The following is a 26,400-nucleotide window of genomic DNA, read 5'->3' on the forward strand; positions in this document are numbered from 1 at the left end:
TGCTTTTAAATAGTGCATTTTACTGTTTAAGGTGCACTGCAATTGTACTTTTATCGGAAAGTAATTCTTATATCAATTAAACTGAGATTTAATTTTTTACGCGGAGTTGATAAATAAAGCATGCCGCGACTATGGTTTCTTATTTTGAGAAACCTATTGCCTAAAATCAGTAAGGATATAAATCATTGATTGGCTTCAGTCTTGCAACCCATAGGGTATGGCTTATTCATTGATGGTACGGAGAATAACATGACTGGCTCCCTGGCAAGACAAATAAGGAAATATACTTTATTATCCGCATTACTGATGGGCTTTGCTGCATACAGCTATGCGGGAAAACAGAATGATACTTTAGTTTATGCCTCGGACAGTGAGGTGGATAATGTTAGCCCTTATCATAATAACCTGCGAGAAGGTGTAATTATTTCCCACCTGGTATGGGATACGCTGATTTATCGTGATCCTAAAACCGGTAAATATCTTCCCGAATTGGCTTCATCATGGAAATGGGAATCCCCCGTAACATTGGTCCTGCATTTACGTAAAGGCGTTAAATTCCATAACGGTGATGACTTTACGGCTGACGATGTCGTTTATACATTCAATAATATAGCGGGTGATAATACTGCCTCGGTTATGCCACAGAGTGTTGACTGGATTAAAAACACCGAGAAAATTGATGATTACACGGTAAAACTCCACCTTAAAAAACCCTTCCCGGCGGCACTGGAATATCTGTCTGGTCCAACACCTATCTATCCTGCTAAATATTATCAACGGGTTAAATTATCTGGTTTCAGTAAAGCGCCTGTTGGCACTGGCCCCTATAAAATTACCAAAGTGATACCGGGGCAAGGCATCACGATGGAAAAGAATACCCAGTACTTTAAGGACAGCCCGGTTGGGCAACCCAAAATCGGCAAACTGGTATTTGTGGCAATCAGCGATCCGGAAACCCGGCTGGCTCAACTGATGACCGGACAGGTTGACTGGATCTGGCGGGTGCCTGCCGACCAGATGGCTTCGCTGGCGGCCATGCCTAACATCACAGTGAAGAGCGGCGAAACCATGCGAGTCGGTTTTCTGGCGTTGAATATTCACGCTAACGGACCAGAAGGCAAGCCTTTCAAGGATCTGCGCGTCCGTCAGGCGGTGAACTATGCCATTAACCGCAAGGCTATTGTCGATAATCTGGTGCGCGGCGGCAGTCGGCCCGTTTATTCCGCCTGTTTCTATGCGCAAACCGCGTGTAACACCAGCGATGTCATTAAGTATGAATACAACCCGGAAAAAGCCCGGCAACTACTGGCAGAAGCGGGATATCCCCATGGTTTTGATACGGATATCTGGGCCTATCGTGATCGGGACTACGTCGAGGCGATCATTGGCGATTTACTCAAGGTAGGTATCCGCGCCAGGCTGCATTATGTGAAATATACGGTACTGGCGGCGGATCTGATTTCTGGCAAGGCACCGATGGCGATGCGTACCTGGGGCTCTTTTTCCATCAACGACGCTTCGGCCTTTACCTCGCCATTTTTTGGCGGCAAAGGTGACGATATCTGGAAGGATGCCGAACTGACCAGCATGCTGGAAAAAGCTGATGAAACTATCGATCCGCAGCAGCGCAGCGCCATGTATGCGAAGGCGCTGGGCCGAATTTCCTCCCAGGCTTATCTGGCGCCTCTGTTCTCCTATTCGACAAATTATGCGTATACCGCCGATCTGAACTTTGATAGCTGGCCGGATGAACTACCACGTTTTGTGATGTCCAGCTGGAAGTAAAACGCAACCGGGGATCGGTATCGATTCCCGCAGGTATCTGATGAGAATAAGGAACTGTTCATGATTCTCTATATCTTACATCGGCTTCTGGTTGCGCTGGCGGTGTTGCTTACCGTCGCGGTGGTCAGTTTCTCTCTTTTACACCTTTCTGGCGATTTGGCGGCAGCTATTGCCGGCCCGGACGCATCTTCTGAAGTGGTGGAGCGTATTCGTGTGCAATACGGATTGGATCAACCGTTAACCACGCAGTTTATACACTGGATGTGGGCGGCGTTGCATCTCGATTTCGGACGCTCTTTCTATTTTGAAAATACGGTCATGGAACTGATTGAGCAGAGGATGCCCATCACACTCAAGCTCGGTGTGGTTTCTCTGTTGCTTGCACTGGTGGTGGCGATCCCTCTGGGTGTGCTGGCCGCGGTGTTCCGTGATACCTGGGTCGACAGATGTTCCATTTTCATTTCTGTGATCGGTCAGGCGATGCCGAATTTCTGGTTTGCTCTGATCCTCATCCTGGTGTTTGCCGTTGGGCTGAAATGGCTGCCTGTGGCGGGGAACAGCAGTTGGCGGAATTTTGTCTTACCGGCGGTAGCACTGGGATATTACGCCATGCCATCGCTGATGCGTCTGACGCGCTCTGGCATGTTGGATGTGTTGGGCGCGGATTATATCCGTACGGCGCGGGCAAAAGGGCTGAGTTCATTCAAGGTTATCGTTAAACATGGTTTACGTAATGCCATCATTCCGGTGGTGGCACTGGCGACGGTTGAACTGGGTTTTATGTTGGGGGGATCGGTGGTGATTGAATCTATCTTCGCACTACAAGGGCTGGGGCAACTGGCTTGGGACTCTATTTCCCGTAACGATTTTCCAGTGGTGCAGGCCATTGTGTTGATTATTTCCGTGTTTTATATCGGGCTGACATTTTTGGCGGATGTCCTTAATGCGGCGTTAGATCCGCGTTTACGAACTCAATAAGGAGCTTCCATGAAAACGTCTGCAACGCTGGCTAACACAGCATCGGTCATTACGCCGGGATTGTCTCCTGAACCTACTCTCTGGCGGCGGTGGTTAAGACGTCTGCTTGGGCACCATAGTATGACGCTGGGCCTGATTATTATTGGGACCATTGTACTGGCGGCTATTTTTGCCCCCTTGATCGCGCAGCACGATCCCTATGCTCAGGATGTCAGTCAGCGTCTGATTCCACCGATATGGCATGAAAAAGGGAGTTGGGAACATGTACTGGGAACGGACAAGCTGGGGCGTGATTACCTGAGTCGCTTGCTGTACGGGGCACGGGTTTCTCTCACTATCGGTTTGATTGCCGTTGTTGTCTCCGGGTTTATCGGTGTGACGTTGGGCATTCTCGCTGGGTATTTGGGTGGGCGGGTTGATGCGGTAGTGAGCTATATCCTTACGGTTCGTCTGTCTATGCCGCTAATACTGGTGGCACTGGCTACCGCTTCACTGGTGGGAGGATCGGTAAAAGTCGTGATTCTGCTGCTGGGATTATTGCTGTGGGATCGTTTCCTGATTGTTTCTCGGTCTGTCACCCGACAGTTGCGTGAGGCCGAGTTTATTGCTGCCGCCAAAACGCTGGGGGCGTCTTCGTTGTTCATCATGCTATGCGAAATTCTGCCCAACTTGCTTGGTCCGCTGACGGTGGTGGCCACACTGGAGATTGCTCATGCGATTCTGCTGGAGGCAACGCTTTCATTCCTTGGATTGGGTGTGCAGCCACCGATGCCGTCGTGGGGACTCATGATCGCCGAAGGCAAGGCATATATGTTCTTTCAGCCCTGGGTGATTCTGATTCCTGGGGTTGTACTGGCGGTCCTGGTGCTGGGAATTAATCTGGTGGGAGACGGCCTGCGCGATATCACCGCGCTGGATGGACGTAACTGAGGACATGCTTATGAATAGTGACATTTTGCTGGATGTGAAAAACCTGCGGGTCGATCTGCCAACACCGCGAGGAACGTTGCATGCTGTTCGCGGCCTCGATTTTACGGTAAACCGTGGTGAGATGCTGTGTCTGGTTGGTGAGTCGGGATGCGGGAAATCCATGACCTCGCTGGCGTTAATGGATCTCCTTCCCCGCAAAGCGGCGCGATCCGCCGATTATATCCGTTTTAAGGGAATGGAATTACAGGCGCTGAAAAAACGCGACATCACGGCGCTGCGCGGCGATCAGATGTCGATGATTTTTCAGGAGCCGATGACATCGCTGAATCCCTCTTTTACGCTGGGTAATCAGCTATGCGAAACGCTGCGGGCGCATCGCAAGGTCTCGTTGACGGTGGCCCGGGACAGAGCGGTCTATCTGATGGAGCGGGCTGGCATTCCAATGGCGTCTGCTCGTTTGAATCAGTATCCACATCAACTTTCCGGTGGCTTGCGGCAACGTATCATGATTGCGATGGCGCTGATGTGCGAACCGGATTTGATTATCGCCGATGAGCCGACCACCGCGCTGGATGTGACAATTCAGGCGCAGATTCTGCGTATGTTGCGCGAACTACAGCAGGAGCTTGGCACTGCGGTGATTTTTATCACCCATGATCTGGGTGTGGTGGCGCGGATTGCTGATCGGGTTGCGGTGATGTATGCAGGACAGATTGTTGAAACCGCACCGGTTATGGCGCTGTTTAACCATCCACAGCACCCATACACCAAAGCGCTGCTTGATTGTATTCCGGTGCAGGGCAAAACCGTACCAGGCCAGCCGTTGAAGGCGATACCTGGCGTGGTTCCCAGTCTGGTCGGTGTGCAACAGGGGTGCGCATTCAGTAATCGCTGTTCCCATTGTTGCGAGGCATGTCATCAGGAGACGCCTTATGTTCAGGTGACACCTCATCATGAGGTTCGCTGCGTTCAGGCGTTAACGTCGGCGGAGGTGGCATGAACAGTCAAGCGACCCAACACGTCGGTATGAATCATGATTCGCCACTTTCTACGCTGCCAACGCACATTCCGGGCAATGATGATATTGCGCTGGAGTTGTGTGCGCTAACCCGCGTTTTCCGGTTGAATCGCGGTCTGTTTTCTCGGCAGGGAGAAATCCGGGCTGTGGATAATGTTTCTTTGCGGGTTCGTCGTGGGGAAACACTGGGTCTGGTGGGGGAATCTGGGTGTGGAAAAAGCACGTTGGCTAAAATGCTGCTGGGATTGCTTCACCCGACATCCGGCAATGTGCTGATAGAAGGCCGCGAGATTGATGCCGGGAACCGTAAGGAGATGACCTCCCACATACAGCCTATCTTTCAGGACCCTTATTCATCCCTTAATCCGCGGCGAACCGTTGCGGATATTGTGGAAGTCGCGCTGCGTCTTCATCGTATCGGTACCGCGGATGAACGAAAAAAACAGGTCAGGGAGATGCTGGATGTGGTGGGGATGCCAGCCCGGACGCACAGTCAGTACCCAGGTCAGCTTTCCGGCGGACAGCGCCAGCGAGTGGCGATCGCCCGGGCGCTAATTATGCGGCCCGACATTTTGATCTGCGATGAACCGACATCCGCGCTGGATGTTTCTGTTCAGGCTCAAATTCTGAATCTGCTTCTGGCGCTTAAACAGGAGTTTGGTCTTACTTACCTGCTTATCAGCCACAATCTGTCGGTGGTGGAACATCTGGTTGATCATGTGGCGGTGATGCAGCGGGGATCCATTATTGAACAGGGAACACGTGAGCAGATTTTTCACTCACCGAAGCACCCTTACACGCGAACGTTGCTGGCTTCTGTGCTGACGCCAGAGCCGGGGCTGGGTATTCCCGATATTGAACCCTATTAACTAAACCAGACACGAATAATGTGGCGATAACGATAGCATGCCGAAGGAACCGGCGGAGACAGACAGGTCGCGATTCCACTGGGACGGATGCTTACCTTGATGAATATATCGATAAAAAAGGACCGGTTGACGATGACGCGTGAAGAAACCATACAAGCGACAGTGGATTATTTTGGTTCAGGAAAATTCCGGGAAACGCTGGCGCGCAGAGTGGCTTTCCGAACGGAAAGCCAGAATCCCGACGCCGGGCCTATTCTGATGTCCTACCTGACGGATGAGATGATGCCGGTGTTGCAGGCGATGTCATTCGAATGTCTGATTGTGGAAAATCCGGTCAGCAAGAGCAGTCCTTTTTTACTCGCGCGGCGAATTGAGCCGCTGGCTGAATTGACGCTGTTGACCTACGGTCATGGTGATGTGGTCCTGGGATATGATGAACAATGGCGGGATGGATTATTGCCCTGGGAAATCGTTCAGAACGGTAACGTCTGGTATGGGCGTGGAACGGCTGATAATAAAGGTCAGCATACTATCAATCTGGCGGCGCTGGAGCAGGTATTGAAAGCACGACATGGCCAATTGGGTTACAACGTGAAAATTATTCTGGAAATGGGTGAAGAAGTCGGTTCTCCAGGACTGAATGAAATTTGTGAGCGGTATCGTGACTGGTTGAGCGCTGATTTGTTTATTGCTTCGGATGGCCCACGGGTCAGTGCTTTCCGACCAACGCTGTTTCTGGGATCCCGTGGGGTGTTTAACTTTGACCTGAAACTGAATTTACGTGATGGGGCACACCATTCAGGTAACTGGGGGGGGTTGCTGAGCAACCCGGGGATTCGACTGGCGCATGCCATCGCCTGTTTGGTGGATGATCATGGCCGCATTCTGATACCGGGTCTGCGTCCGCCCGTTCTCTCGGATAACTTACGCCGGATGCTAGCAGATATCGAACTGTGTAGCGGGCCGATGGACCCGGCCATTGACTCCCGCTGGGGAGAGCCTGGTTTGACAGCCGCCGAGAAGCTCTATGGCTGGAATACACTGGATATACTGGCATTTGTGACCGGGAATCCCGATAAGCCAGCGCACGCTATTCCGCCACAGGCCAAAGCACATTGCCATATGCGTTATGTGGTGGGGAGTGATGTGGGGAATTTTACGCAGCATATTCGTCGACACCTTGATGCCAATGGCTTTGAGGATGTGGAAATCATGAATGATGTCAACTGCTACAAGGCAACCCGGCTGGATCTCTGCGACCCGTGGGTTGAATGGGGCGTGATGTCGATGACGCATTCGGTTGGTACCACGGTGGCGGTATTGCCTAATTTTGGCGGCGGACTGCCCAATGCCTGTTTTTCAGAAACATTAGGATTACCGACATTGTGGGTTCCACACTCCTATCCCGCCTGTTCACAGCATGCACCAAACGAACATATTCTGGCTGATATCACGCTTGAGGCGCTCAAAATCATGACGGGCCTGTTCTGGGATCTAACTGAACAGGGTGCTGATATCGTCAGGATGCGTTTACCAATGCAAGCCGCCCGGTTAGGAGAATAATGCTGATCACCTCCGTACTTTTTGTGTCTTCAGGTACGGAGAATCAGAGAAAGCGGATGACGCTATCGTTAAACACCGGCGGAGGCGCTAATGCATAGCAATGAAATTCGTTATTTTATGGCCGTGGCGAGTACCGGTTCGCTGAGTGCCGCCAGCCAGCAGTTGTTTGTCGCTATTTCAGCTATCAGCAGGCAAATCCAGCGGTTGGAAGCTCGCATAGGGGCTCCCTTATTCGAACGGCATGCCCGGGGCATGGTTCTCAACGATGCCGGACATATCCTGGAGAATCATGTACGCCGCAGCGTTGCGGACATGGAGCTGGCCATTGCTGAAATTGAGGGACTGAAGTCGTCCCGTCAGACGACCATTCGCGTTGTTTGTACTGACGGAATAGCCTTCAACCTTCTGCCGACAATGATGGCGAAATTCCGACAACAGTATACCAAGGTCAATTTTGTGCTGACGGTAGGCAACGCCAGGCAGGTTCCTGATCTGGTTCGCAATGGGGAGTGTGATGTGGCGTTGAAGTTTAGTCTGGCGCCGGAGCATGGTGTTAAGGTCATCGCTTCATTTTCTGCTCCGTTTATGGCAGTTATGAAGGCGGATCATCCGCTGGCTTCCCGTGATTTTCAAATGGCCGATCTGAATGCTTTCCCGGTCGTACTACCCGATCAGACGGCGACGGTCCGACAACTGTTTGATCTTTCCTGTCGCATGAGTGGTGTTTTCATTGATCCGGTGTTTACCTGCAATCACTTTTCAACCCTGTATGCTTTTTTGCTCAATACACCACAGGCTATCGCCATATGCAGCCATTTCTCGGTGTTATATAGCGCCCGGCGTGATGGTTTACAGGTGAAGTCGGTCAATATGGAACCACTGGGTCAACGAACCTTGCAAATCCAGGCTGAGGTCAACAAGCCGGCAACGGGAGTGCTCAACCATTTTTTTGATTTTTTACACCAGGAGCTGGTGAGTCAGGATGCGTTGTTTCGACAGGATTATCACTTTCAACACTGATGGTGCAGCGTTGACATAAATATCGTTTACTGGCGTTGTGAGATTTAGAAGGAGATATGGCGCAATGTTCGCGAAATCTGATGCTGTACTTTCCGCTATCGGGCAGCGAATGGGTAGACACCCATTCGCTGCCCGATACGTTTTGTATCCGATAGATTTCAAAAGGATGGCTGGGTATCAGCCATTACGGAAGATATAGCTATAAGCGCTCAGGGCGGGGGCTCCTCCCAGATGTGCATAGAGCACTTTCGATCCTGTCGGGAACTCCCCATTACGGATCATATCAATCATGCCCTGCATGGATTTGCCTTCATACACCGGGTCGGTCATTACACCTTCCATGCGAGCGCATAAACGTATGGCTTCCAGCGTTCCCTCATTGGGCAGGCCATATTCAGGCCCACCATAGCGGGTATCAAGCACAATATCCTCTTCGGTAATTTCGCGACCCAATTCAACCAGACTCGCCGTATTCTGCGCAATTCTCAGAATTTGTTTTCTGGTCTTTTCTGGTTTTGCCGACGCATCAATTCCAATAACGTTGCGTGAACGGCCATCAGCGGCAAACCCAACCACCATCCCAGCCTGGGTACTGCCGGTGACTGAGCACACAACAATGTAGTCAAATTTGAAGCCTAGTGCTTTTTCCTGCTGGCGGACTTCTTCCGCAAAACCCACGAAGCCCAAACCACCGTAAGGATGTTCAGAACATCCAGCCGGAATGGGGAACGGTTTACCCCCATTTTGTGCCGCTTCTTCCATGGCGTTTTTCCAGCTTTTCCGGATGCCAATATCAAAACCGGCGGCGTCCAGACGAACATCGGCGCCCATGATGCGCGATAATTCAATATTACCCACGCGGTCATAAACAGCGTCGGTATAATTAACCCAGTTTTCTTGCACTAATATACATTTCATTCCCAAATGAGCGGCAACCGCCGCGACTTGTCGCGTCTGATTCGATTGAATACCGCCGATAGAAACCAACGTATCACAACCTTGTTCTAATGCTTCAGGAATAAGATATTCCAGTTTGCGCGTTTTATTCCCGCCAAATGCCAGACCACTATTACAATCTTCACGTTTGGCATATATTTCTACATCCCCACCTAAATATTCGCTGAGCCTTTTCATTGAGGTAATAGGGGATGGCCCAAAAGTTAATGGATAACGTGGAAATTTCTCCAGATTCATAATCATGCTCCGGTAAATAATGAATGAAAGTGGTCGCAGGTTGTCAATATTTCACTGGAAAATACCGTCATCCCATGCCGATAATATTACCGGTAATGAATTGAATTTAAATTGCTAAATACCTTTATATTTTTTATTTAAATTGCAGTAAAAAGAAAAAATAATTGAGGTTATTTCAATAAAAACAAAAAAACGAAATAAAATTACACTCTGAGTCATTAGCTATGGCGGCGACCTCCGGACGAGAACCTTCCCTGTATTTTCCGCTTCAGAATGTCAATTGTGTTGTGGAAAGCACCTCTCTGAGCCCGATAAAGGAGCGGATCTGGCGGACACCGGGCAGGAAAAGCAATTGTTCAGCATGAAGGCGATTAAAGCTTTGATTGTCTTTGGTCCTGATCATCAAAATATAATCAAATTCACCCGTAACCACATGACACTCCATGCAACCGCTGATCTTCTGTACGGCGGTTTCAAAATCCTCAAATGAACTAGGTGTTGAACGATCCAGCACGACACCGATCAATACTACCAGACCAGCGTTGAGTGCTTGTGGGTTGAGCAAGGCGACGAAATGCTTTATCAAGCCAATCTGTTTAAGCCGCTCAACGCGTCTTAGACAGGCTGGCGGACTAAGGTTGACCTTTTCTGCCAACGCGACATTTGATATGGAAGAGTCTGCCTGCAACAGTCGGAGAATAGCGGTATCAAAGCGATCCAGTTCGTAAGATTTCCGCTCTTCTGCTGGAGGTGTAACGTTCGGGGATTTGGCTTTCATTATATGGTTTTCTCACTAACGCAGGTGATGGGTCGACACAAGTGTTGCATCGTCATCAGGTCACTCAACAATATTCCAGCCTCTTTCACGCCACTGCTGTGGTAATTCATTCATGTCATCAAACATGGTGACCAGTGGATGGTGAATCGGGGTATTGTGCGGATCGGCACAGTAGTAAAATACGGGAATACCCGCTGCAATCCCGGCTTGGGTGCCAGCGACAGAATCTTCCACCAGAACGCAACGTTCTATTGCAACGTTCATTTGTTTTGCCGCGTGATAAAGCAGCGCCGGATCGGGTTTCCATTTACCAATGTCGTAGCCGCTGTAGAGCTGCGTGCCGAAAAAATCCAGCAGTTGGGTTAACCCCAGTGAATGTTGCATTTTACTGACCGGACCATTGGAAACCACGGCAGTTGGCACTACCAGTGTTTGCAGTAATTCGCGTACGCCGGGGATGGGTTGCAGGGATTCTTCGAATAATCGGGCCACTTCCTGACGATAGTGACGTTCGAGATCTTTCGGTGAAGCGTCGTGGAGATCATATTGCTGGCTGACGCGGGAGACGATGTCGCTCAGGTTTGTACCTTTAAAGGTTTTAATCATGGTATCCAGCGATAACTGAACACCATACGGTACAAAAATATTTACATAGGCCTGACAGCATAACCCTTCGCTATCTACCAGCGTGCCATCACAATCAAACAAAACACATTCAACCGAGAGCATGAAACATCCTTATTGGTGAGATGAATTATGTCTGACACTTTAACCCAGCAGTAGAATATTGCGATATCTCCATCATACTTTAAGTCGCGGTTGCGTTGAGCGGAGTAAATAATTCATATGAATTTCTTATGAATTAAAAAAAATCAGTGAACGGCGTTAACTGGTTCACATTTTGTTATAGGATACCTGATAATTATCTTTTCTTTCTTTAGGTCATTAATAATGGATAAACCTCAATCTGACCTTGCTGTGAGGCAAGGCCTGTTGGAACGTGTGTTTAAATTAAAACAGCACGATACAACGGCACGTACTGAAATTATTGCCGGATTCACCACCTTCCTGACAATGGTCTACATCGTATTTGTTAACCCACAGATCCTCGGAATTGCCGGGATGGATACCAGAGCGGTGTTCGTTACCACCTGTCTGATTGCCGCATTTGGTAGTATTTTCATGGGATTGCTGGCTAATCTGCCAGTAGCATTGGCGCCCGCGATGGGGTTGAATGCTTTTTTTGCCTTCGTGGTCGTTAAGGCGATGGGGTTGCCATGGCAGGTAGCGATGGGGGCTGTTTTCTGGGGCGCCATCGGTTTCCTTATCCTGACGATTTTACAGATCCGTTACTGGATGATAGCCAATATTCCTCAGAGTCTGCGGCTGGGTATCGCCAGTGGTATCGGTTTATTTATTGCCATGATGGGGCTGAAGAATGCCGGGATTATTGTACCGAACCCGGAAACACTGGTGAGTGTCGGTCAACTGACGTCTCACAGTGTATTGCTGGGGGCGTTGGGTTTTTTCATCATTGTGGTGTTGGCTTCCCGAAATATTCACGCGGCAGTGCTGATATCCATCGTTGTGACCACGACTATTGGCCTGCTGCTGGGTGATGTGAAGATGGCCGGCGTATTTTCCATGCCGCCGAGCGTGGGGAATGTGGTGGGCCAGGTTGATTTGGCCGGATCGCTGAATTTAGGGTTGTCGGGCGTTATCTTCACATTTATGTTGATTAACCTGTTCGACTCCTCCGGCACATTGATTGGTGTGACAGACAAAGCGGGGCTGGTTGATGCGCGCGGCAAGTTCCCGCGTATGAAGCAAGCTCTGTTTGTAGACAGCATCAGTTCCGTTGTCGGTTCCTTTATCGGTACATCTTCTGTCACTGCCTATATTGAAAGCTCTTCCGGTGTATCTGTGGGGGGGCGTACCGGTCTGACCGCCGTTGTTGTCGGCTTGTTGTTCCTGCTGGTCATGTTCCTTTCACCATTAGCCAGCATGGTGCCTGCTTATGCGGCTGCGGGGGCGTTGATTTATGTCGGTGTGTTAATGACGTCGAGCCTGTCACGAGTGAAGTGGGACGATCTGACTGAAGCGGTACCGGCGTTTATTACTGCGATAATGATGCCATTCAGTTTTTCTATCACCGAAGGTATTGCATTAGGCTTTATCTCTTACTGTGTGATGAAGTTGGCAACGGGCCGCTGGCGCGATATCAGCCCATGCGTGATCGTGGTTGCCATACTGTTCCTGTTAAAAATTATTTTTATCGACGCTCATTAATCATGCGGCCCGCTCCGGGGATATCCCGGAGCGTTTCCTTTCTCTTCATTATTTCACCCAATCGGTCCAAATTTATTAATTCCGTTTTGTTGTGTTGGTGAAAAGCCACGTTTACTACAATGCAAATAAGGAAGTTACTTTTTCCGCCGAGTGGCTGGTCAGCTTCATATAGCGCCGGGATTGACGTTGTTGCTGTATGATTTCACCGGATTTTCTCATGCCACAAGCTGAAGTGTAGTTCCAGAGAACTAGCCGGTTCAGTGTAGGTGTATGTGCACAGGCCCACGCCAGATAATCATCAATATCACTAATGACTTCGACCTCCGGAACATGTTTGGATCGCAGTCGGCCTGAAGCCGGATGAAGTTTTAGCGACTCCGGTTCTCCTTTGTTGATACCGGGAATTTTCAAGATCGATTGACGGATGGTGCACAGTTGAGTGGCCGCTTCCAGCGGGTCAAGCTGCGCATCAATCCAGGCTTTTTCTGCGTGGGTCTGTATTTTCTGATTTGACCATATATGGACGATTTCAACATCCATGCCGACTTTACCTTCTTCACTCAGAAGGATAGCGATGGTATTACCAGCATACCCGAAGCTGAAATCGGGAAGATGGGGATCAATAAAACAAGGTCTTCCGTTGGGGGAGACCATCATAGGTGGGAGAACGGGATAGCCAAAGAAATAGAACATCATCTCTGCTAGAAGCGCTCTGCTTTTCAGATATCGTTCTCGGCGTTTCACGGAAAAGCCTTGTGTTGATGAGATGAGATCATCCGACAGTCGCTGTAGATCGGGCAAAGCCTCCGTGCTGGTCCACCTGACGAAATGACAGGCCATATTCACTCCATGATGACAAGAAACATAATCGTTTTAGGTTGAATCGGTGATATATAAATCACTACAGACTCATATTATCAGACTAAAATATGAACTAAAGAAAAATTGGTGGATAAATCGGCGATAATTATCTTTTCCCGATTTGAATACATCAAAACAGATTTTTAATTGAAACTAATTTTATTTTTTATCGACACGAAATAATCGTCTGGCTTTTTGCCAGCGGTATTCACTAACAGTAGCACTTATAAATAAATGAGTGCACTCGACAAAGGGACAGGCATTATGTCCGCAAAAGCCTTCCTGGTTCCGCGGACTGGCTGTTCAGAACAAATGTATTCCCGCGTTATCCTGAGCTGATTGCTGCTGCTTTTTGTCGATCTGCTGATGCAGGTTCTGTGAAGTAACCAACTAGAGGGCTGAAGTCGGACACACTGGCACAAGGCGCATTGTCACATTGATGGCACAGCACAATGTGCTTACCTTAGCATTTTTAATTATCTTCAGGCGCGGGAAAAAATGCGTTTTGTCCAGTGTCGTTCGCGTTCCACTGACATGAGCTAATGCACACGCGATTTCACACGTTCGGCAACCGATGCATTTCCCTGCGCCTGCAATGACAAAATGATTTACGGCAGGTGCTCTTCTCGTGATGAGTTAAACGTGGAAGCCAGTGATGTCGCTGGCTCTTGTGCCTCGGCTGTGTCTAATCCCATGGTTTTAATCATTCCCAAGGCGGCTTTGCGCCCATCAGCAATGGCGGTTACCACCAAATCGGCCCCGCGTACGACATCACCGCCCGCAAAAACCCGGGGATGATTGGTCTGGCAAGGGAATTGTCCCTGTGCGGGAGCGGTGATATATCCCCGTTTGTTCAATTGTATCTGTGCGGCTTCCAGCCAGGGCATGCTGTGAGCCTGAAAACCAAACGCTGTGATGATAGCATCCGTAGGCTGAATAAACTCCGAACCTGCTATTGGGCATGGACGCCGCCGTCCGCTGGCGTCAGGTTCGCCAAGTTCAGTGCGGATCAAACTGATGCCGCAGACCTCACCTTGCTGATTCAGGCAGATTTTCTGTGGCTGGACATTGAACATAAATTCCACCCCTTCCTCGCGGGAGTTTTTCACTTCTTTCTTCGAGCCAGGCATATTGGCTTCATCGCGGCGATAGGCACAGGTAACAGATTCAGCGCCTTGTCGGATAGCGGTGCGCAGGCAATCCATAGCCGTATCACCCCCCCCTAGTACCAGCACGCGTTTTCCCGCCATGGAAATGTAGGGTTCATGCTCCAGTTCCGGCAATCCCATGACCCGTTTAGTGTTGGCAATCAGGAAGGGCAATGCGTCATACACGCCAGGGGCATCTTCATTTTCCAGACCAGCCGTCATCGAGCGATAGGTCCCGACGCCCAGAAATACCGTGTCGAATTCCTCCAGTAGCTGCGCCAGGGAAATATCTTTTCCCACTTCAGTGTTAAGGCGGAATTCGATGCCCATTTCACTGAAAATGGCACGGCGCTGTACCAGAACGTCTTTATCCAGTTTGAAAGGAGGGATCCCGAATGTTAGCAGGCCACCAATTTCCGGGTGGCGATCAAACACTACCGCCTGCACTCCATTACGAATAAGTACATCGGCACACGCCAGCCCAGCAGGGCCGGCACCAACGATCGCCGCACGTTTTCCAGTGGGGATGACATGGGTTAAGTCAGGTCTCCATCCCATCTTCAGCGCTGTGTCGGTGATGTATCGTTCAATATTGCCTACGGTGACGGCGCCATACTCTTTGCCTAGCGTGCAGGCACCTTCACATAACCTATCCTGTGGACAAACACGACCGCATATTTCCGGCAAACTACTGGTGCTATGGGAAAGCTCTGCCGCTTCGAAAATTCGCCCCTCTTTTGCTAACCGCAGCAGGGTGGGAATCTGGTTATGCAATGGGCAAGTCCATTCGCAGATGGAGTGTTTGCCGCAGACAAGGCAGCGTCCGGCCTGATCTTTGGTCTGGTCGGGCGTAAAGCCGTAATAGATTTCTTTGAACGTGGATACCCTTTCGTTCAGCGGTTTTTTTGGGGCGTCAAGGCGTGGCCAGTCTTTTCTTTTCTCCAGTGGATGACAGGTCGTCTGGTTCAGTATTGACGTAGCCCTTTGCCCGTCTGGCGCAGCACGTAGTGCCATGTCCCGTTGTTTCTCGCGACGTCGCGCCTCAAGTGAGCTCTCACTAACCAGATGCAGGGCATTCGTCGGACAGGCTTCCACACAGGCCTGTCCCTCTGGACGGTCAATGCAAAGATCGCACTTATAGGCATGCTCGATTCCCTGGGGCGAATCTGTCACCATGGACATGGCGCCAAACGGACAGGCCAGTACACAGGTTTTACAGCCAATGCATTTGTCCTGAATGAGCTGGATGCTATCATTTTTTTTCACCAGCGCCTGGGTAGGGCAGACTGCGGCACAAGGGGCATCCTCACAATGACGGCAGGTTACGGCAGAACGGAGTTCTGGCGTGTTAAATACCTTGATGCGTGGCTTAAATGTGTCGGCGTTATTTGGGTAGCGGTTGTTGTTATGTGAAATAACACAGGCAATTTCACAGGCTCTACAGCCAATACAATCCTTCGCATTTGCGATAACAAACCTGTTCATATCGTCTCCTGACATGGATAGCGTTACAAGGAAGCAGAGCGGTGTGACAAGAACACGACTGTTTTCACACCCTATATAATACCCGTCATCTCTCAAGCTGCAGGGACGTTGATGGCGCTCAATGGCTCGGCCCATCATTGGACCTCGCCCTTTTGAGGCTGCGGTAAGCGGCGTTCAAATCCGCCCTCGACAGATTTGGTCATCCGAATCACTTATCAAAGTAAGCTCATCGGGATCCCGTCACTTTCTGTCTTCCTGCGACTCGACATCTCTTAGGTATAGTATGGTGCATATAAGTGTGTACTTACTTCTGTTTTGCGACCTCTCTGCCTGTCATTTCTGATTTTTAGTCTGGTCACCCAGAAGTTATTTCTGGAAGGGGGTGGCACGGATCTCGTCAGGAGAAAATACAACAATCCCTCCATTTATTGATTTTTATCCTAGCGGCTCTGTATGCGAACGATCTTGATATAGGACAGGTAATATGAGGGGAAAATAACCAAAACTGTTCGTGCAATTAACCCAATGAGGCCGTTTCAAGGGCAGAAAAGAGGGATAACCCATCATTCTCGTGGTGCTGTAATTTTTAATGATGAAATAAGTGGTTACTTATCTTAACAATAATCATAATAGCCGCGGTTATCAGGCAGTTATGTCTGATAGTGGGGAAACCGTTGTTTCAAAACATAAAACAGCAGCATTTTATTAATGGACTAGTGATGAGTAAAAAAAACCTTCTTTATTCTTTTTTTATATCAGTAACGTTACTGAGCGGATGCGCGACAGAATCTTCACATACCGTTGAAGTGCCGAAGGTGTCGTCTTTCAACACCCCGTATCAGGGAATACGTAGTCCCATTTCCGTGGGTAAATTTGAGAATCGCTCTAACTATATGAATGGCATTTTCTCTGACGGTGTTGACCGTTTGGGGAACCAATCGAAAACCATTCTGGTGAGTCACTTACAGCAAAGTGGTCGTTTTAATGTGCTCGATCGCACCAATATGGATGAGCTGAAAACCGAAGCTGGTATCAAAGGGCAAGCCCAGACCTTGAAAGGTGCAAACTATGTCATCACCGGCGATGTTACCGAGTTTGGCCGTAAAGAAGTGGGCGACCATCAATTATGGGGCATTTTGGGTCGAGGGAAATCACAGATTGCCTATGCAAAAACCACGTTGAACGTTGTTAACGTTCAGACGTCGGAAGTGGTGTACTCCGTACAAGGCGCCGGTGAATATACCTTGTCGAACCGTGAAATCATTGGTTTTGGCGGCACAGCAAGCTATGACTCTACGTTAAACGGTAAAGTTCTGGATTTGGCGATCCGTGAAGCTGTAAACAATCTGGTTGCTGGTATTGAAAGCGGTGCATGGCACCCGGCAAACTAATGGAATAGGAAAACAGGAATGCTATTTAATAAGAAAACAGTTTTGTTATTGACGATATCGGCATTGGCAGGTTGTGCTTCTGCGCCTAAAACAATATATAGCTGGGATAATTATCAGTCTACTCTTTATCAATATTATCAACAAGATAAAGCTAGCCCTGAAGAACAGATCGCGTCGCTTAATAAGTCGCTGGACATTGCTAAAGCCAAGAATAAACCTGTTCCGCCAGGATTACATGCCCAACTGGGGCTGCTGTATGCCAAAACCGGCAATACAGGAAATGCGCGTCAGCAGTTTGAAGCTGAAAAAACGCAGTTTCCAGAATCAGCACCTTTTATGGATTTTCTGTTGAGCAAAAAATAAGGGAAAAAGTAAATGAAGCGTTTTTTAGCATTAGTCAGCCTTGCGGGTGTTTTGGTGCTGACAGGTTGCGCAAAACCTGTTTCTTATGATTACACCGCATTTAAGCAGAGCAAACCAAAGTCTATTCTGGTATTGCCTCCACTCAATCACTCTCCTGATATCAATGCCGGTGCCAGTTTCCTGACGCAAGTAACCTATCCGTTGGCGGAATCTGGCTATTATGTGCTGCCGATTGCGGTCGTTGATGAAACGTTCAAACAGAATGGATTAATGACTGCACAGGATATTCAGGCGGTTAATGTTTCCCGACTTCATCAGATTTTTGGTGCTGATGCAGCATTATATTTGGATATTACCGATTACGGATCTAAATACCGGGTGATTGACAGTGAAACACGGGTGACAGCCAACGCTCGCCTTGTTGACTTAAGAACGGGTAAAGCGTTATGGAAAGGTACAGCAACCGCCTCCACCAACGAGGATCAGTCAAATTCTAATAACGGAATTATCGGGTTACTGGTACAAGCTGCTATTAACCAAGTAGCCAATACAATAACCGACAAAGGCCATGATATTGCCGGCATCACTAGTGCCAGGCTGCTGACTGCCGGTGGCCCTGGGCATATTCTTTATGGGCCGCGTTCCCCTTTGTATGGTAAAGATGCCAGTAAAGATGTCAGGTAAGTTATCGTCATAGTGCTTTTATTTTTATCCAAACCGCGCATGTTTACATGGGCGGTTTTTTTACGTCGTGAATCACTTCACTGCTGTTCCTGTATTTGCTGTCATTTCTCAATGGAGAAATGACAGGTTTGTGGATGGTATTTGTAATTCTTAATACTTTCACTATCATTTAATTAGTATTAATTATTAATGAGTTACCATCTATTGCGGCCATTTCGGTAAATGAATTGAAGTAAATACGTAAAAATTCTTACCTATTTAAACAATTATCCTGATTGCGTTTTGTTGAATTTTTTATTACAGAGAGATTGTTGCGTATTTGTTGAAAAACAACTTGTTACCCTTTTAAGGCGAAAAGCGATAGCAGATATGGGGGTTCTTAATATTTAACTAAGAAATTAAGGTTATGCTCACACTCCATGACAGTTGTGTGCGGAATCTTATTGATAAGTCATCACTCTGCCATCAACTGATGTTGTACTTGAGGAGTCATATCTTTATTTATTCTGACTTGCTAACCAGTAATAAACGTGGCTGGTTTCATTATCGCGATAAAACCGTAAAAAAGTATTGCCAGCCTTTAATTAAACTCAAGAGTGAATTTCTGAAATGGCCGATTTTTTACCTTTTTCCCGTCCTTCGTTAGGTGAAGAGGAACTCGCCGCAGTTGAACAGGTTCTGCGATCCGGATGGATTACCACTGGCCCTAAAAACCAGGAACTTGAACAACAATTTTGCACTCTGACGGGGGCCAAACATGCAATTGCCGTCAGTTCTGCTACTGGTGGAATGCACGTTACCCTGATGGCGCTAGGTATTTCTGCGGGTGATGAAGTGATTACCCCTTCGCTCACCTGGGTTTCCACCTTAAATATGATCGTTCTTCTCGGTGCTGAGCCAGTGATGGTGGATGTTGACCGGGATACATTAATGGTGACACCTGAAGTTATTGAAGCCGCCATCACGCCACGTACCAAAGCCATTATACCGGTGCATTATGCCGGTGCGCCGGCGGATATCGATGCTATTCGGGATATCGGGCGTCGTCACGGTATCCCGGTGATTGAGGATGCGGCCCATGCTTGCGGCACTTACTATCGTGGGCAGCATGTTGGTCATGATGGTACCGCGATTTTTTCTTTCCATGCCATCAAGAATATGACCTGTGCCGAAGGCGGAATGGTGGTAACCGATGACGATGAGCTGGCAAGTCGCATTCGCAGCCTTAAATTTCATGGTCTGGCCGTGGACGCCTTTGATCGAATGGTTCAGGGGCGGGCACCGCAGGCGGAAGTGATTTCCCCGGGATTCAAATACAATCTGCCGGATATCAATGCTGCCATTGCGCTGGTTCAACTGCATAAGTTGCCGGTACTTAATGCTCGCCGTGAAGCGTTGGCACAGCGTTATTTGCAAAAACTGGCCGCATTGCCATTCCAGCCATTGGCACAACCGACATGGCCGCATCAGCATGCCTGGCATCTGTTTATCATCCGGGTGGATGAAGAACGCTGTGGCATTAGCCGCGATGCACTAATGCAGGAACTGAAAGCGCGCAATATTGGCACGGGTCTGCATTTCCGTGCTGCACATACCCAAAAGTATTATCGCGAACGTTTTCCTGATGTTCATCTTCCTAATACGGACTGGAATTCAGCGCGCATTTGCTCACTGCCACTGTTCCCGGATATGACAGACGCGGATGTAGACCGCGTGATAGAAGCATTAACAGTATTAGCGGAGAACAAACATGGCAGGAGCTGAAAAAATAAAGAAAGTGTCCGTGGTTATTCCGGTTTTCAATGAACAGGAAAGTCTGCCGGAGCTTATCCGGCGCACCACGGCGGCCTGCGATTTACTGGGCACCGATTATGAAATTTTGCTGGTGGATGATGGTAGCAGTGATGATTCTACCGAATTAATGACTGCCGCGGCGCAGGCTACCGATAGTCATATTGTTGCCGTGGTGCTGAACCGTAACTATGGTCAGCATTCGGCAATTATGGCGGGTTTCAGCCATGTTAGCGGTGACCTGATCATCACGCTGGATGCCGATTTGCAAAATCCACCGGAAGAGATCCCCCGGTTGGTGCAAACGGCCAATGAAGGCTACGACGTGGTGGGGACTATCCGCCAGAACCGTCAGGACAGCATGTTCCGTAAATTGGCGTCCCGGCTGATCAACCAGTTGATTCAGCGCACCACCGGTAAGGCCATGAGCGATTACGGTTGTATGCTGCGCGCCTATCGCCGCCATATTGTTGATGCCATGCTGCATTGCCATGAGCGCAGCACCTTCATTCCGATTCTGGCCAATACTTTTGCCCGCCGAACGACCGAGATCACCGTTCAGCATGCCGAACGAGAATTCGGTGATTCCAAATACAGCTTCATGAAGCTGATTAATCTGATGTATGACCTGGTGACTTGCCTCACTACCACACCACTGCGTTTGCTAAGTCTGGTGGGTAGTGTGATTGCCATTTCCGGCTTTACGCTGGCGTTACTCCTGATTGTACTTCGTATTTTTTTTGGTTCGGTATGGGCTGCCGAGGGCGTGTTCACGCTATTTGCCGTGCTGTTTACATTCATCGGTGCTCAGTTTGTCGCTATGGGCCTGTTGGGGGAATATATCGGCCGCATTTATAACGATGTCCGCGCTCGCCCTCGCTACTTTATTCAACATATTGTCAGTAATGATCGCCAACTTTCTCATCAGGATAATGAAGAATGAATACAGTTGTTTTTGCTTACCATGATATCGGCTGCGTGGGTATTCGCGCGTTAGTGGCGGCGGGTTATAGCATCAAGGCTATTTTTACCCATCCCGATAGCCCTACTGAGAATCACTTTTTCGGTTCTGTTGCTCGCACGGCAGCGGAATTCGGCATTCCCGTTTTTGCGCCGGATGATGTTAATCACCCGTTGTGGGTTGAGCGTGTGGCAGCGATGTCGCCGGATGTTATTTTCTCGTTCTATTATCGTAATTTGCTCAGTGACGATATTTTGCAGTGTGCCCATCAGGGCGCTTTTAACCTGCATGGTTCACTATTGCCGCGTTACCGTGGTCGGGCACCGCTGAACTGGGTACTGGTGAATGGGGAAACGGAAACCGGTGTGACGTTACACCGTATGGTATCCCAGGCTGATGCGGGCAATATTGTTGCTCAGCAACGTATCGCCATCGACGAAAAAGATACGGCGTTGAGCTTGCATGGAAAAGTGCGGGATGCCGCCGGACAATTGCTGGCAGCGGCTTTACCGGGCATCGCTTCCGGCCATTTCAGTGAAACGCCACAAAACGAGCATGAAGCGACGACGGTTGGCCGTCGTACGCCGGAAGATGGCCGTATCCGATGGGAACAGCCAGCGAAAACTACGTATAACCTGATACGCGCCGTAACTGAGCCGTGGCCGGGCGCATTCAGTTATGTGGGTACCACGAAATTCATTATTTGGCAGGCCGCTGTGCGTGCTGATTTCCCGGCAGCCAATCCGGGGACGGTACTGAGTACGTCTCCGCTGGTGATTGCCTGTGGCAATGATGCGCTGGAAGTGATTACCGGTCAGGGCGATAACGGGATCTACCTACAGGGTTCGCAGTTGGCGGAAAGCCTGGGTCTGGTGACCGGTGCCATCCTCAATAATGCGCCCGTAATTAGTATGAAACGCCGTACCCGGGTGTTGATTCTGGGGGTTAATGGTTTTATCGGTAACCACCTTACCGAGCGGCTGTTGCAGGAAGATGGGTACGAAATCTTTGGGTTGGACATCAGCTCTGATGCGATCGCCCGCTTCCTGGATAATCCCCGTTTCCATTTTGTGGAAGGCGACATCAGTATTCATTCCGAGTGGATTGAATACCACATTAAAAAATGCGACGTTGTGCTGCCGCTGGTGGCGATTGCCACGCCTATCGAGTACACCCGCAACCCGCTGCGCGTCTTTGAGCTGGATTTTGAAGAAAACCTGAAAATCATCCGCGACTGCGTGAAATATAAAAAACGCATTATTTTCCCGTCCACGTCTGAAGTCTATGGCATGTGTACCGATCCGATGTTTGATGAAGATAATTCCAACCTGATTGTCGGGCCTATCAATAAACAGCGTTGGATTTATTCGGTATCTAAACAGTTGCTGGACCGTGTTATCTGGGCTTATGGCGAAAAAGAAGCGCTGCGCTTTACGTTGTTCCGTCCGTTCAACTGGATGGGGCCGCGGCTGGATAATCTGAATGCGGCGCGTATCGGAAGTTCTCGCGCCATCACGCAGTTGATCCTGAATCTGGTGGAAGGTTCTCCCATTAAGTTGGTTGATGGCGGGAAACAGAAACGCTGCTTCACCGATATCAAAGATGGTGTGGAAGCGCTGTTCCGTATCATTGAAAACCGGGATGGGGTTTGTGATGGGCAGATCATCAATATTGGCAACCCGGACAATGAAGCCAGCATCCGTCAATTGGCGGAAATGTTGCTTAAGTGCTTTGAAGCACATCCGCTGCGTAATCAGTTTCCGCCGTTTGCCGGTTTCCGTGAAGTCGAAAGCAGCAGCTATTACGGTAAAGGCTATCAGGATGTGGAGCATCGTAAGCCCTCCATCCGTAACGCAAAACGCCTGTTGCAGTGGGAGCCTACCATCGACATGGAACTGACGGTGGCGGATACGCTGGATTTCTTCCTCAACACGGTTGAGCAGGCGGGAACGGCTGAATGAGAAAAGTGGGGTTAAGGATTGACGTTGATACCTGGCGTGGGACGCGGGTGGGGGTTCCTCGCCTGCTGACGTCACTGGAGACTCATGGTGTCAGGGCCAGCTTTTTCTTCAGTTTGGGCCCCGATAACATGGGCCGCCATTTATGGCGTCTGATTCGACCGGTATTTCTGTGGAAAATGCTGCGTTCACACGCAGCATCCCTGTACGGCTGGGATATTCTGCTGGCCGGTACGGCCTGGCCCGGCCGAGTGATTAGTCGCGGCCTGGCCGGACAAATCAGCGCCGCCACGCAACGTCATGAGGTTGGGTTACACGCCTGGGATCATTTTGCCTGGCAAACCTGGGCCGGTGTGTGGGATCGGGCCAAAATGAAACAGCAAATCCAACTGGCGTATGACGCGCTGTCTGAGATTACCCACCAACCCGTGATGTGTTCGGCGGTGGCGGGCTGGCGGGCCGATCAGAACGTGGTCGAAGCCAAACAGGCGTTCCCATTTCATTACAACAGTGATTGTCGTGGCACCGCGCCGTTCCGGCCGTTGCTGGATGATGGTTCTACCGGTACCGTACAGATTCCGGTTACGCTGCCTACCTGGGATGAAGCCATCGGCCGGGAAACCAATGCTGATGATTTTAACCGCTACATTCTTGATCGGATCAAGCAGGATGAAGGCACACCGGTCTATACCATTCACGCTGAGGTGGAAGGTATTTTGATGAACGGAAAGTTTGACGAGTTGTTGACGATGGCTAAACAAGAAGGCATTCAGTTCTGCCCGTTAAGTGAGTTATTGCCCGCCGACCTTGCTACGTTGCCGTTGGGCCGTATTGTCCGTGGTACGCTTGCGGGACGTGACGGATGGTTGGGATGCCAGCAGTCAGTGGGAGACGCATACTGATGAAACAGGCTGGACAGGCCATCATGTGGCTGGGATTGTTGGCGCTCTATTACCTGATTCCGCTTAATGGCCGTTTTCTATGGCAACCGGATGAAACCCGCTATGCAGAGATCAGTCGTGAAATGCTGGCTAGCGGAAATTGGGTGGTGCCCCATTTTCTTGGCCTGCGCTATTTCGAAAAACCCGTGGCGGGTTACTGGATTAATAATCTGAGTCAGTGGTTGTTTGGCGACAGCAATTTTGCGGTACGTTTTGGTTCGGTGTTTTCCATCCTGCTAACCGCCGGGCTGGTGTATTGGCTGACGCTACGCCTGTGGCAGCAACGTAGAACCGCTTTTCTGGCGGTGATAATTTATCTGAGTAGTCTGCTGGTTTACGGCATTGGCACTTACGCTGTGCTGGACCCGATGATTGCCCTGTGGCTGACCGCTGGCATGTGCAGCTTCTGGCTGGCAGCGCAGGCGACAACCCGCAGCGGCAAGATAAACGGTTATCTGCTGCTGGGCGTGGTATGCGGCATGGGGTTTATGACCAAAGGATTTCTGGCGCTGGCGGTGCCGGTAATCGCGGTGTTGCCGTGGGTGACTCAGCAACGGCGCTGGAAAGAGGTGCTGCTGTTTGGGCCGTTGGCGATCATCAGTGCACTGGTCATTTCCTTGCCCTGGGTGCTGGCGATAGCTAAACACGAGCCGGATTACTGGCACTATTTCTTTTGGGTGGAGCATATTCAACGTTTTGCCGAGAAAAATGCCCAGCATAAGGCACCTTTTTGGTATTACCTGCCGATCTTGTTTGCCGGTACACTGCCGTGGATGGCGTTATTGCCTTCGTCACTGCTGAATGGCTGGCGTTCGCGACGACAGGACAGTGGCGCTTTTTATTTGTTGGGTTGGGTTGTGATGCCATTGCTGTTTTTCAGCATCGCCAAGGGTAAATTGCCCACTTATATCCTGCCTTGTTTTGCTCCGTTGGCCATGTTGATGGCACGACGGGTTACTACTCTGGTGCAACATCGGATACTGACCGTGAATGGCTGGATTAACCTGTTATTCGGTGTCGTCTGTGCGCTGGTGGTAGTGCTGGTTTTATCCCCGTGGGGATTCTCACATCGTCCGCTTTATCAGCATGATGAGCTGATGAAGGTGGTGTTGGCGGCTGGCGCATTCCTGTTTTGGGGCGTGGTCGGTGCACTGACGTTGCGTCGATCTGCGCAGCGCTGGTATTGGGCGGTGTTGTGTCCGTTGGGTGTGGCATTGACAGTCGGTATGGTTATTCCACAGCGGGTGTCCGAAACCAAAAATCCGCAGATTTTTGTGCAGGAGGTTCAGCCTCAGCTGGCCCAGAGCCGCTATATTCTGTCGGACAGTACCGGTATAGCATCGGCGATTGCCTGGGAAACCAAACGTAGCGATATCACCATGTTTAATAATCAGGGTGAGCTGGAGTACGGGTTGTCTTATCCTGACGCAAAATCCCGTTTTGTGGATCAAAGCCATTTTGCGGATTGGCTGGCGACACATCGTCGTGACGGTAATGTGGCGTTGATACTGAAGTTTTCCTCAGCGAATGATCCGGTTTCGGGTGTGCCGAAAGCCGATTTCACGTACCGTCAAGGGCGGATGGTATTGCTATGGTATCGTCAGCAGTGATCGACTATGTACTGATTGTGGTGGTGAGCCTGCTGAGTTGCGCCGGTCAGCTTAGCCAGAAGCAGGCTGCCTGTGGGCAACACACGGGTTCCCATCATCGACATATTTTGTTGTGGATGGGGATCAGTATCCTGTTGCTGGGGCTGGCGATGCTGCTGTGGTTGGTGGTATTGCAACGGGTACCGGTTGGCATTGCTTATCCCATGTTGAGTTTGAACTTCATTCTGGTTGCTCTGGCGGCTCATGTCCTGTGGCGTGAAGCCATTAGTTGGCGTCAAATAGTGGGAATTGTATTCATTGTCGCCGGGATAGTCCTGATGGGAGGCAACGCATGAAAGGCTATAGCTGGGCGATGCTGAGTGTGTTGTTGGTAAGTACAGCGCAATTGCTGATGAAATGGGGTATGTCGCAACTGCCGCCGATGACAGAACCGCTGCTGTTTGTCATGTCGCTTTGGAGGGCATTGCCTGCCGTCTCCGTGGTGTTCGTTGGTCTGGTTGCTTATGCGCTTTCCATGTTGTGCTGGTTTAATGCGTTGCGTTTTTTACCGCTCAGCCGGGTTTATCCGTTATTAAGCCTGAGTTATGTTCTGGTGTGGCTATTGGCGGTGATCCTGCCGGTTTTCTCCGACCGGTTCAGCCCCGGTAAACTGGCAGCCATTGGATTGATTCTGGTGGGCGTCTGGCTGGTGTGCGGAAAACCGGATAATCAGGACCATCATGCAGGTTAAGCCGGTTGGCCTAACCTGTGTATTATCGGTTGCCGTTGCTGGGTCGGATAAAA

23 protein-coding genes and 1 pseudogene are annotated in these 26,400 nt (G+C 49.8%); 18 read left to right on the top strand and 6 right to left on the bottom strand.

What is annotated here, in order from left to right:
- The first annotated feature begins 249 nt into the window (after positions 1–249).
- From RS889_RS23450 to RS889_RS23480, 7 genes are all read left to right on the top strand, one after another.
- Positions 250–1,785: an ABC transporter substrate-binding protein gene (locus tag RS889_RS23450; RefSeq protein WP_315708870.1), complete on the top strand. Its 1,536-nt coding sequence runs from the start codon at positions 250–252 to the stop codon at positions 1,783–1,785.
- Between the two features lie 60 nt (positions 1,786–1,845).
- Positions 1,846–2,763 (top strand): ABC transporter permease, encoded by a 918-nt coding sequence (locus RS889_RS23455; protein ID WP_021013728.1) that lies wholly within the window; start codon positions 1,846–1,848, stop codon positions 2,761–2,763.
- A 9-nt stretch (positions 2,764–2,772) separates the two neighbouring features.
- Complete coding sequence (locus tag RS889_RS23460; RefSeq protein ID WP_315708871.1) at positions 2,773–3,693, top strand: ABC transporter permease; 921 nt, start codon at positions 2,773–2,775, stop codon at positions 3,691–3,693.
- 10 nt (positions 3,694–3,703) lie between these two features.
- Positions 3,704–4,693 (top strand): ABC transporter ATP-binding protein, encoded by a 990-nt coding sequence (locus RS889_RS23465; RefSeq protein ID WP_315708872.1) that lies wholly within the window; start codon positions 3,704–3,706, stop codon positions 4,691–4,693.
- A 26-nt stretch (positions 4,694–4,719) separates the two neighbouring features.
- On the top strand, positions 4,720–5,580 hold the full coding sequence (locus RS889_RS23470; RefSeq protein WP_037380975.1) for an ATP-binding cassette domain-containing protein: 861 nt from the start codon (positions 4,720–4,722) through the stop codon (positions 5,578–5,580).
- 132 nt (positions 5,581–5,712) lie between these two features.
- Positions 5,713–7,143: a M20 family metallopeptidase gene (locus RS889_RS23475; RefSeq protein ID WP_315708873.1), complete on the top strand. Its 1,431-nt coding sequence runs from the start codon at positions 5,713–5,715 to the stop codon at positions 7,141–7,143.
- Between the two features lie 90 nt (positions 7,144–7,233).
- Positions 7,234–8,163: a LysR family transcriptional regulator gene (locus RS889_RS23480; protein ID WP_315708874.1), complete on the top strand. Its 930-nt coding sequence runs from the start codon at positions 7,234–7,236 to the stop codon at positions 8,161–8,163.
- Positions 8,164–8,340: 177 nt separating this feature from the next.
- Here the strand turns inward: RS889_RS23480 and RS889_RS23485 are convergent, their stop codons facing one another.
- From RS889_RS23485 to yieH, 3 genes are all read right to left on the bottom strand, one after another.
- Positions 8,341–9,357, bottom strand: a complete 1,017-nt coding sequence (locus RS889_RS23485; protein ID WP_315708875.1) for a 1-aminocyclopropane-1-carboxylate deaminase — start codon at positions 9,355–9,357, stop codon at positions 8,341–8,343.
- Positions 9,358–9,625: 268 nt separating this feature from the next.
- On the bottom strand, positions 9,626–10,135 hold the full coding sequence (locus tag RS889_RS23490; protein ID WP_315708876.1) for an Lrp/AsnC family transcriptional regulator: 510 nt from the start codon (positions 10,133–10,135) through the stop codon (positions 9,626–9,628).
- 60 nt (positions 10,136–10,195) lie between these two features.
- Positions 10,196–10,864 carry a 6-phosphogluconate phosphatase gene (gene yieH, locus RS889_RS23495; protein ID WP_315708877.1) on the bottom strand — a complete coding sequence of 223 codons (669 nt, stop codon included), beginning with the start codon at positions 10,862–10,864 and terminating at the stop codon, positions 10,196–10,198.
- 222 nt (positions 10,865–11,086) lie between these two features.
- On the opposite strand from yieH, the gene RS889_RS23500 reads away from it, so the two are divergent.
- Positions 11,087–12,424 (top strand): NCS2 family permease, encoded by a 1,338-nt coding sequence (locus RS889_RS23500; protein WP_021013719.1) that lies wholly within the window; start codon positions 11,087–11,089, stop codon positions 12,422–12,424.
- Between the two features lie 114 nt (positions 12,425–12,538).
- Here RS889_RS23500 and RS889_RS23505 read toward each other — a convergent pair whose 3' ends face one another.
- The 3 genes and pseudogenes from RS889_RS23505 to aegA form a co-directional block, all read right to left on the bottom strand.
- Positions 12,539–13,264, bottom strand: a complete 726-nt coding sequence (locus RS889_RS23505; protein ID WP_315708878.1) for a 4'-phosphopantetheinyl transferase family protein — start codon at positions 13,262–13,264, stop codon at positions 12,539–12,541.
- Between the two features lie 409 nt (positions 13,265–13,673).
- Positions 13,674–13,918: pseudogene (locus tag RS889_RS23925) on the bottom strand (4Fe-4S dicluster domain-containing protein); the annotation flags it as partial.
- Positions 13,894–15,918 (bottom strand): formate-dependent uric acid utilization protein AegA, encoded by a 2,025-nt coding sequence (gene aegA, locus RS889_RS23510; protein WP_315708879.1) that lies wholly within the window; start codon positions 15,916–15,918, stop codon positions 13,894–13,896. The pseudogene RS889_RS23925 and the gene aegA, both read right to left, overlap by 25 nt.
- A gap of 719 nt (positions 15,919–16,637) precedes the next feature.
- Here aegA and RS889_RS23515 point away from each other — a divergent pair.
- The 10 genes from RS889_RS23515 (at position 16,638) to arnF (ending at position 26,347) form a co-directional block, all read left to right on the top strand.
- Positions 16,638–17,309, top strand: a complete 672-nt coding sequence (locus tag RS889_RS23515; protein WP_021013716.1) for a CsgG/HfaB family protein — start codon at positions 16,638–16,640, stop codon at positions 17,307–17,309.
- 18 nt (positions 17,310–17,327) lie between these two features.
- Positions 17,328–17,672: a DUF4810 domain-containing protein gene (locus tag RS889_RS23520; protein WP_315708880.1), complete on the top strand. Its 345-nt coding sequence runs from the start codon at positions 17,328–17,330 to the stop codon at positions 17,670–17,672.
- 12 nt (positions 17,673–17,684) lie between these two features.
- Entirely contained in the window at positions 17,685–18,356 is a 672-nt protein-coding gene (locus RS889_RS23525; RefSeq protein WP_315708881.1) for a DUF799 domain-containing protein, read from the top strand.
- Positions 18,357–18,965: 609 nt separating this feature from the next.
- Complete coding sequence (gene arnB, locus RS889_RS23530) at positions 18,966–20,120, top strand: UDP-4-amino-4-deoxy-L-arabinose aminotransferase (RefSeq protein ID WP_315708882.1); 1,155 nt, start codon at positions 18,966–18,968, stop codon at positions 20,118–20,120.
- Positions 20,107–21,090: an undecaprenyl-phosphate 4-deoxy-4-formamido-L-arabinose transferase gene (arnC, locus tag RS889_RS23535; RefSeq protein WP_021013712.1), complete on the top strand. Its 984-nt coding sequence runs from the start codon at positions 20,107–20,109 to the stop codon at positions 21,088–21,090. The genes arnB and arnC overlap by 14 nt, the downstream gene beginning before the upstream one ends.
- A complete protein-coding gene (arnA, locus tag RS889_RS23540; RefSeq protein ID WP_315708883.1) occupies positions 21,087–23,069 on the top strand; it encodes a bifunctional UDP-4-amino-4-deoxy-L-arabinose formyltransferase/UDP-glucuronic acid oxidase ArnA in 1,983 nt (660 codons plus the stop codon). Before arnC ends, arnA begins: the two co-directional genes overlap by 4 nt.
- Positions 23,066–23,968, top strand: a complete 903-nt coding sequence (gene arnD / locus RS889_RS23545; protein WP_290181043.1) for a 4-deoxy-4-formamido-L-arabinose-phosphoundecaprenol deformylase — start codon at positions 23,066–23,068, stop codon at positions 23,966–23,968. Before arnA ends, arnD begins: the two co-directional genes overlap by 4 nt.
- Complete coding sequence (gene arnT / locus RS889_RS23550; protein ID WP_021013709.1) at positions 23,968–25,617, top strand: lipid IV(A) 4-amino-4-deoxy-L-arabinosyltransferase; 1,650 nt, start codon at positions 23,968–23,970, stop codon at positions 25,615–25,617. Before arnD ends, arnT begins: the two co-directional genes overlap by 1 nt.
- The gene (arnE, locus tag RS889_RS23555; protein ID WP_021013708.1) at positions 25,599–25,952 is read left to right on the top strand and encodes a 4-amino-4-deoxy-L-arabinose-phosphoundecaprenol flippase subunit ArnE; all 354 of its coding nucleotides are present in this window, start codon (positions 25,599–25,601) and stop codon (positions 25,950–25,952) included. Before arnT ends, arnE begins: the two co-directional genes overlap by 19 nt.
- A complete protein-coding gene (gene arnF / locus RS889_RS23560; RefSeq protein ID WP_021013707.1) occupies positions 25,949–26,347 on the top strand; it encodes a 4-amino-4-deoxy-L-arabinose-phosphoundecaprenol flippase subunit ArnF in 399 nt (132 codons plus the stop codon). The genes arnE and arnF overlap by 4 nt, the downstream gene beginning before the upstream one ends.
- Positions 26,348–26,400: the final 53 nt, after the last annotated feature.

Origin of the sequence: Brenneria uluponensis (assembly GCF_032395385.1) — a bacterium.
Classification (GTDB): domain Bacteria; phylum Pseudomonadota; class Gammaproteobacteria; order Enterobacterales; family Enterobacteriaceae; genus Prodigiosinella; species Prodigiosinella aquatilis.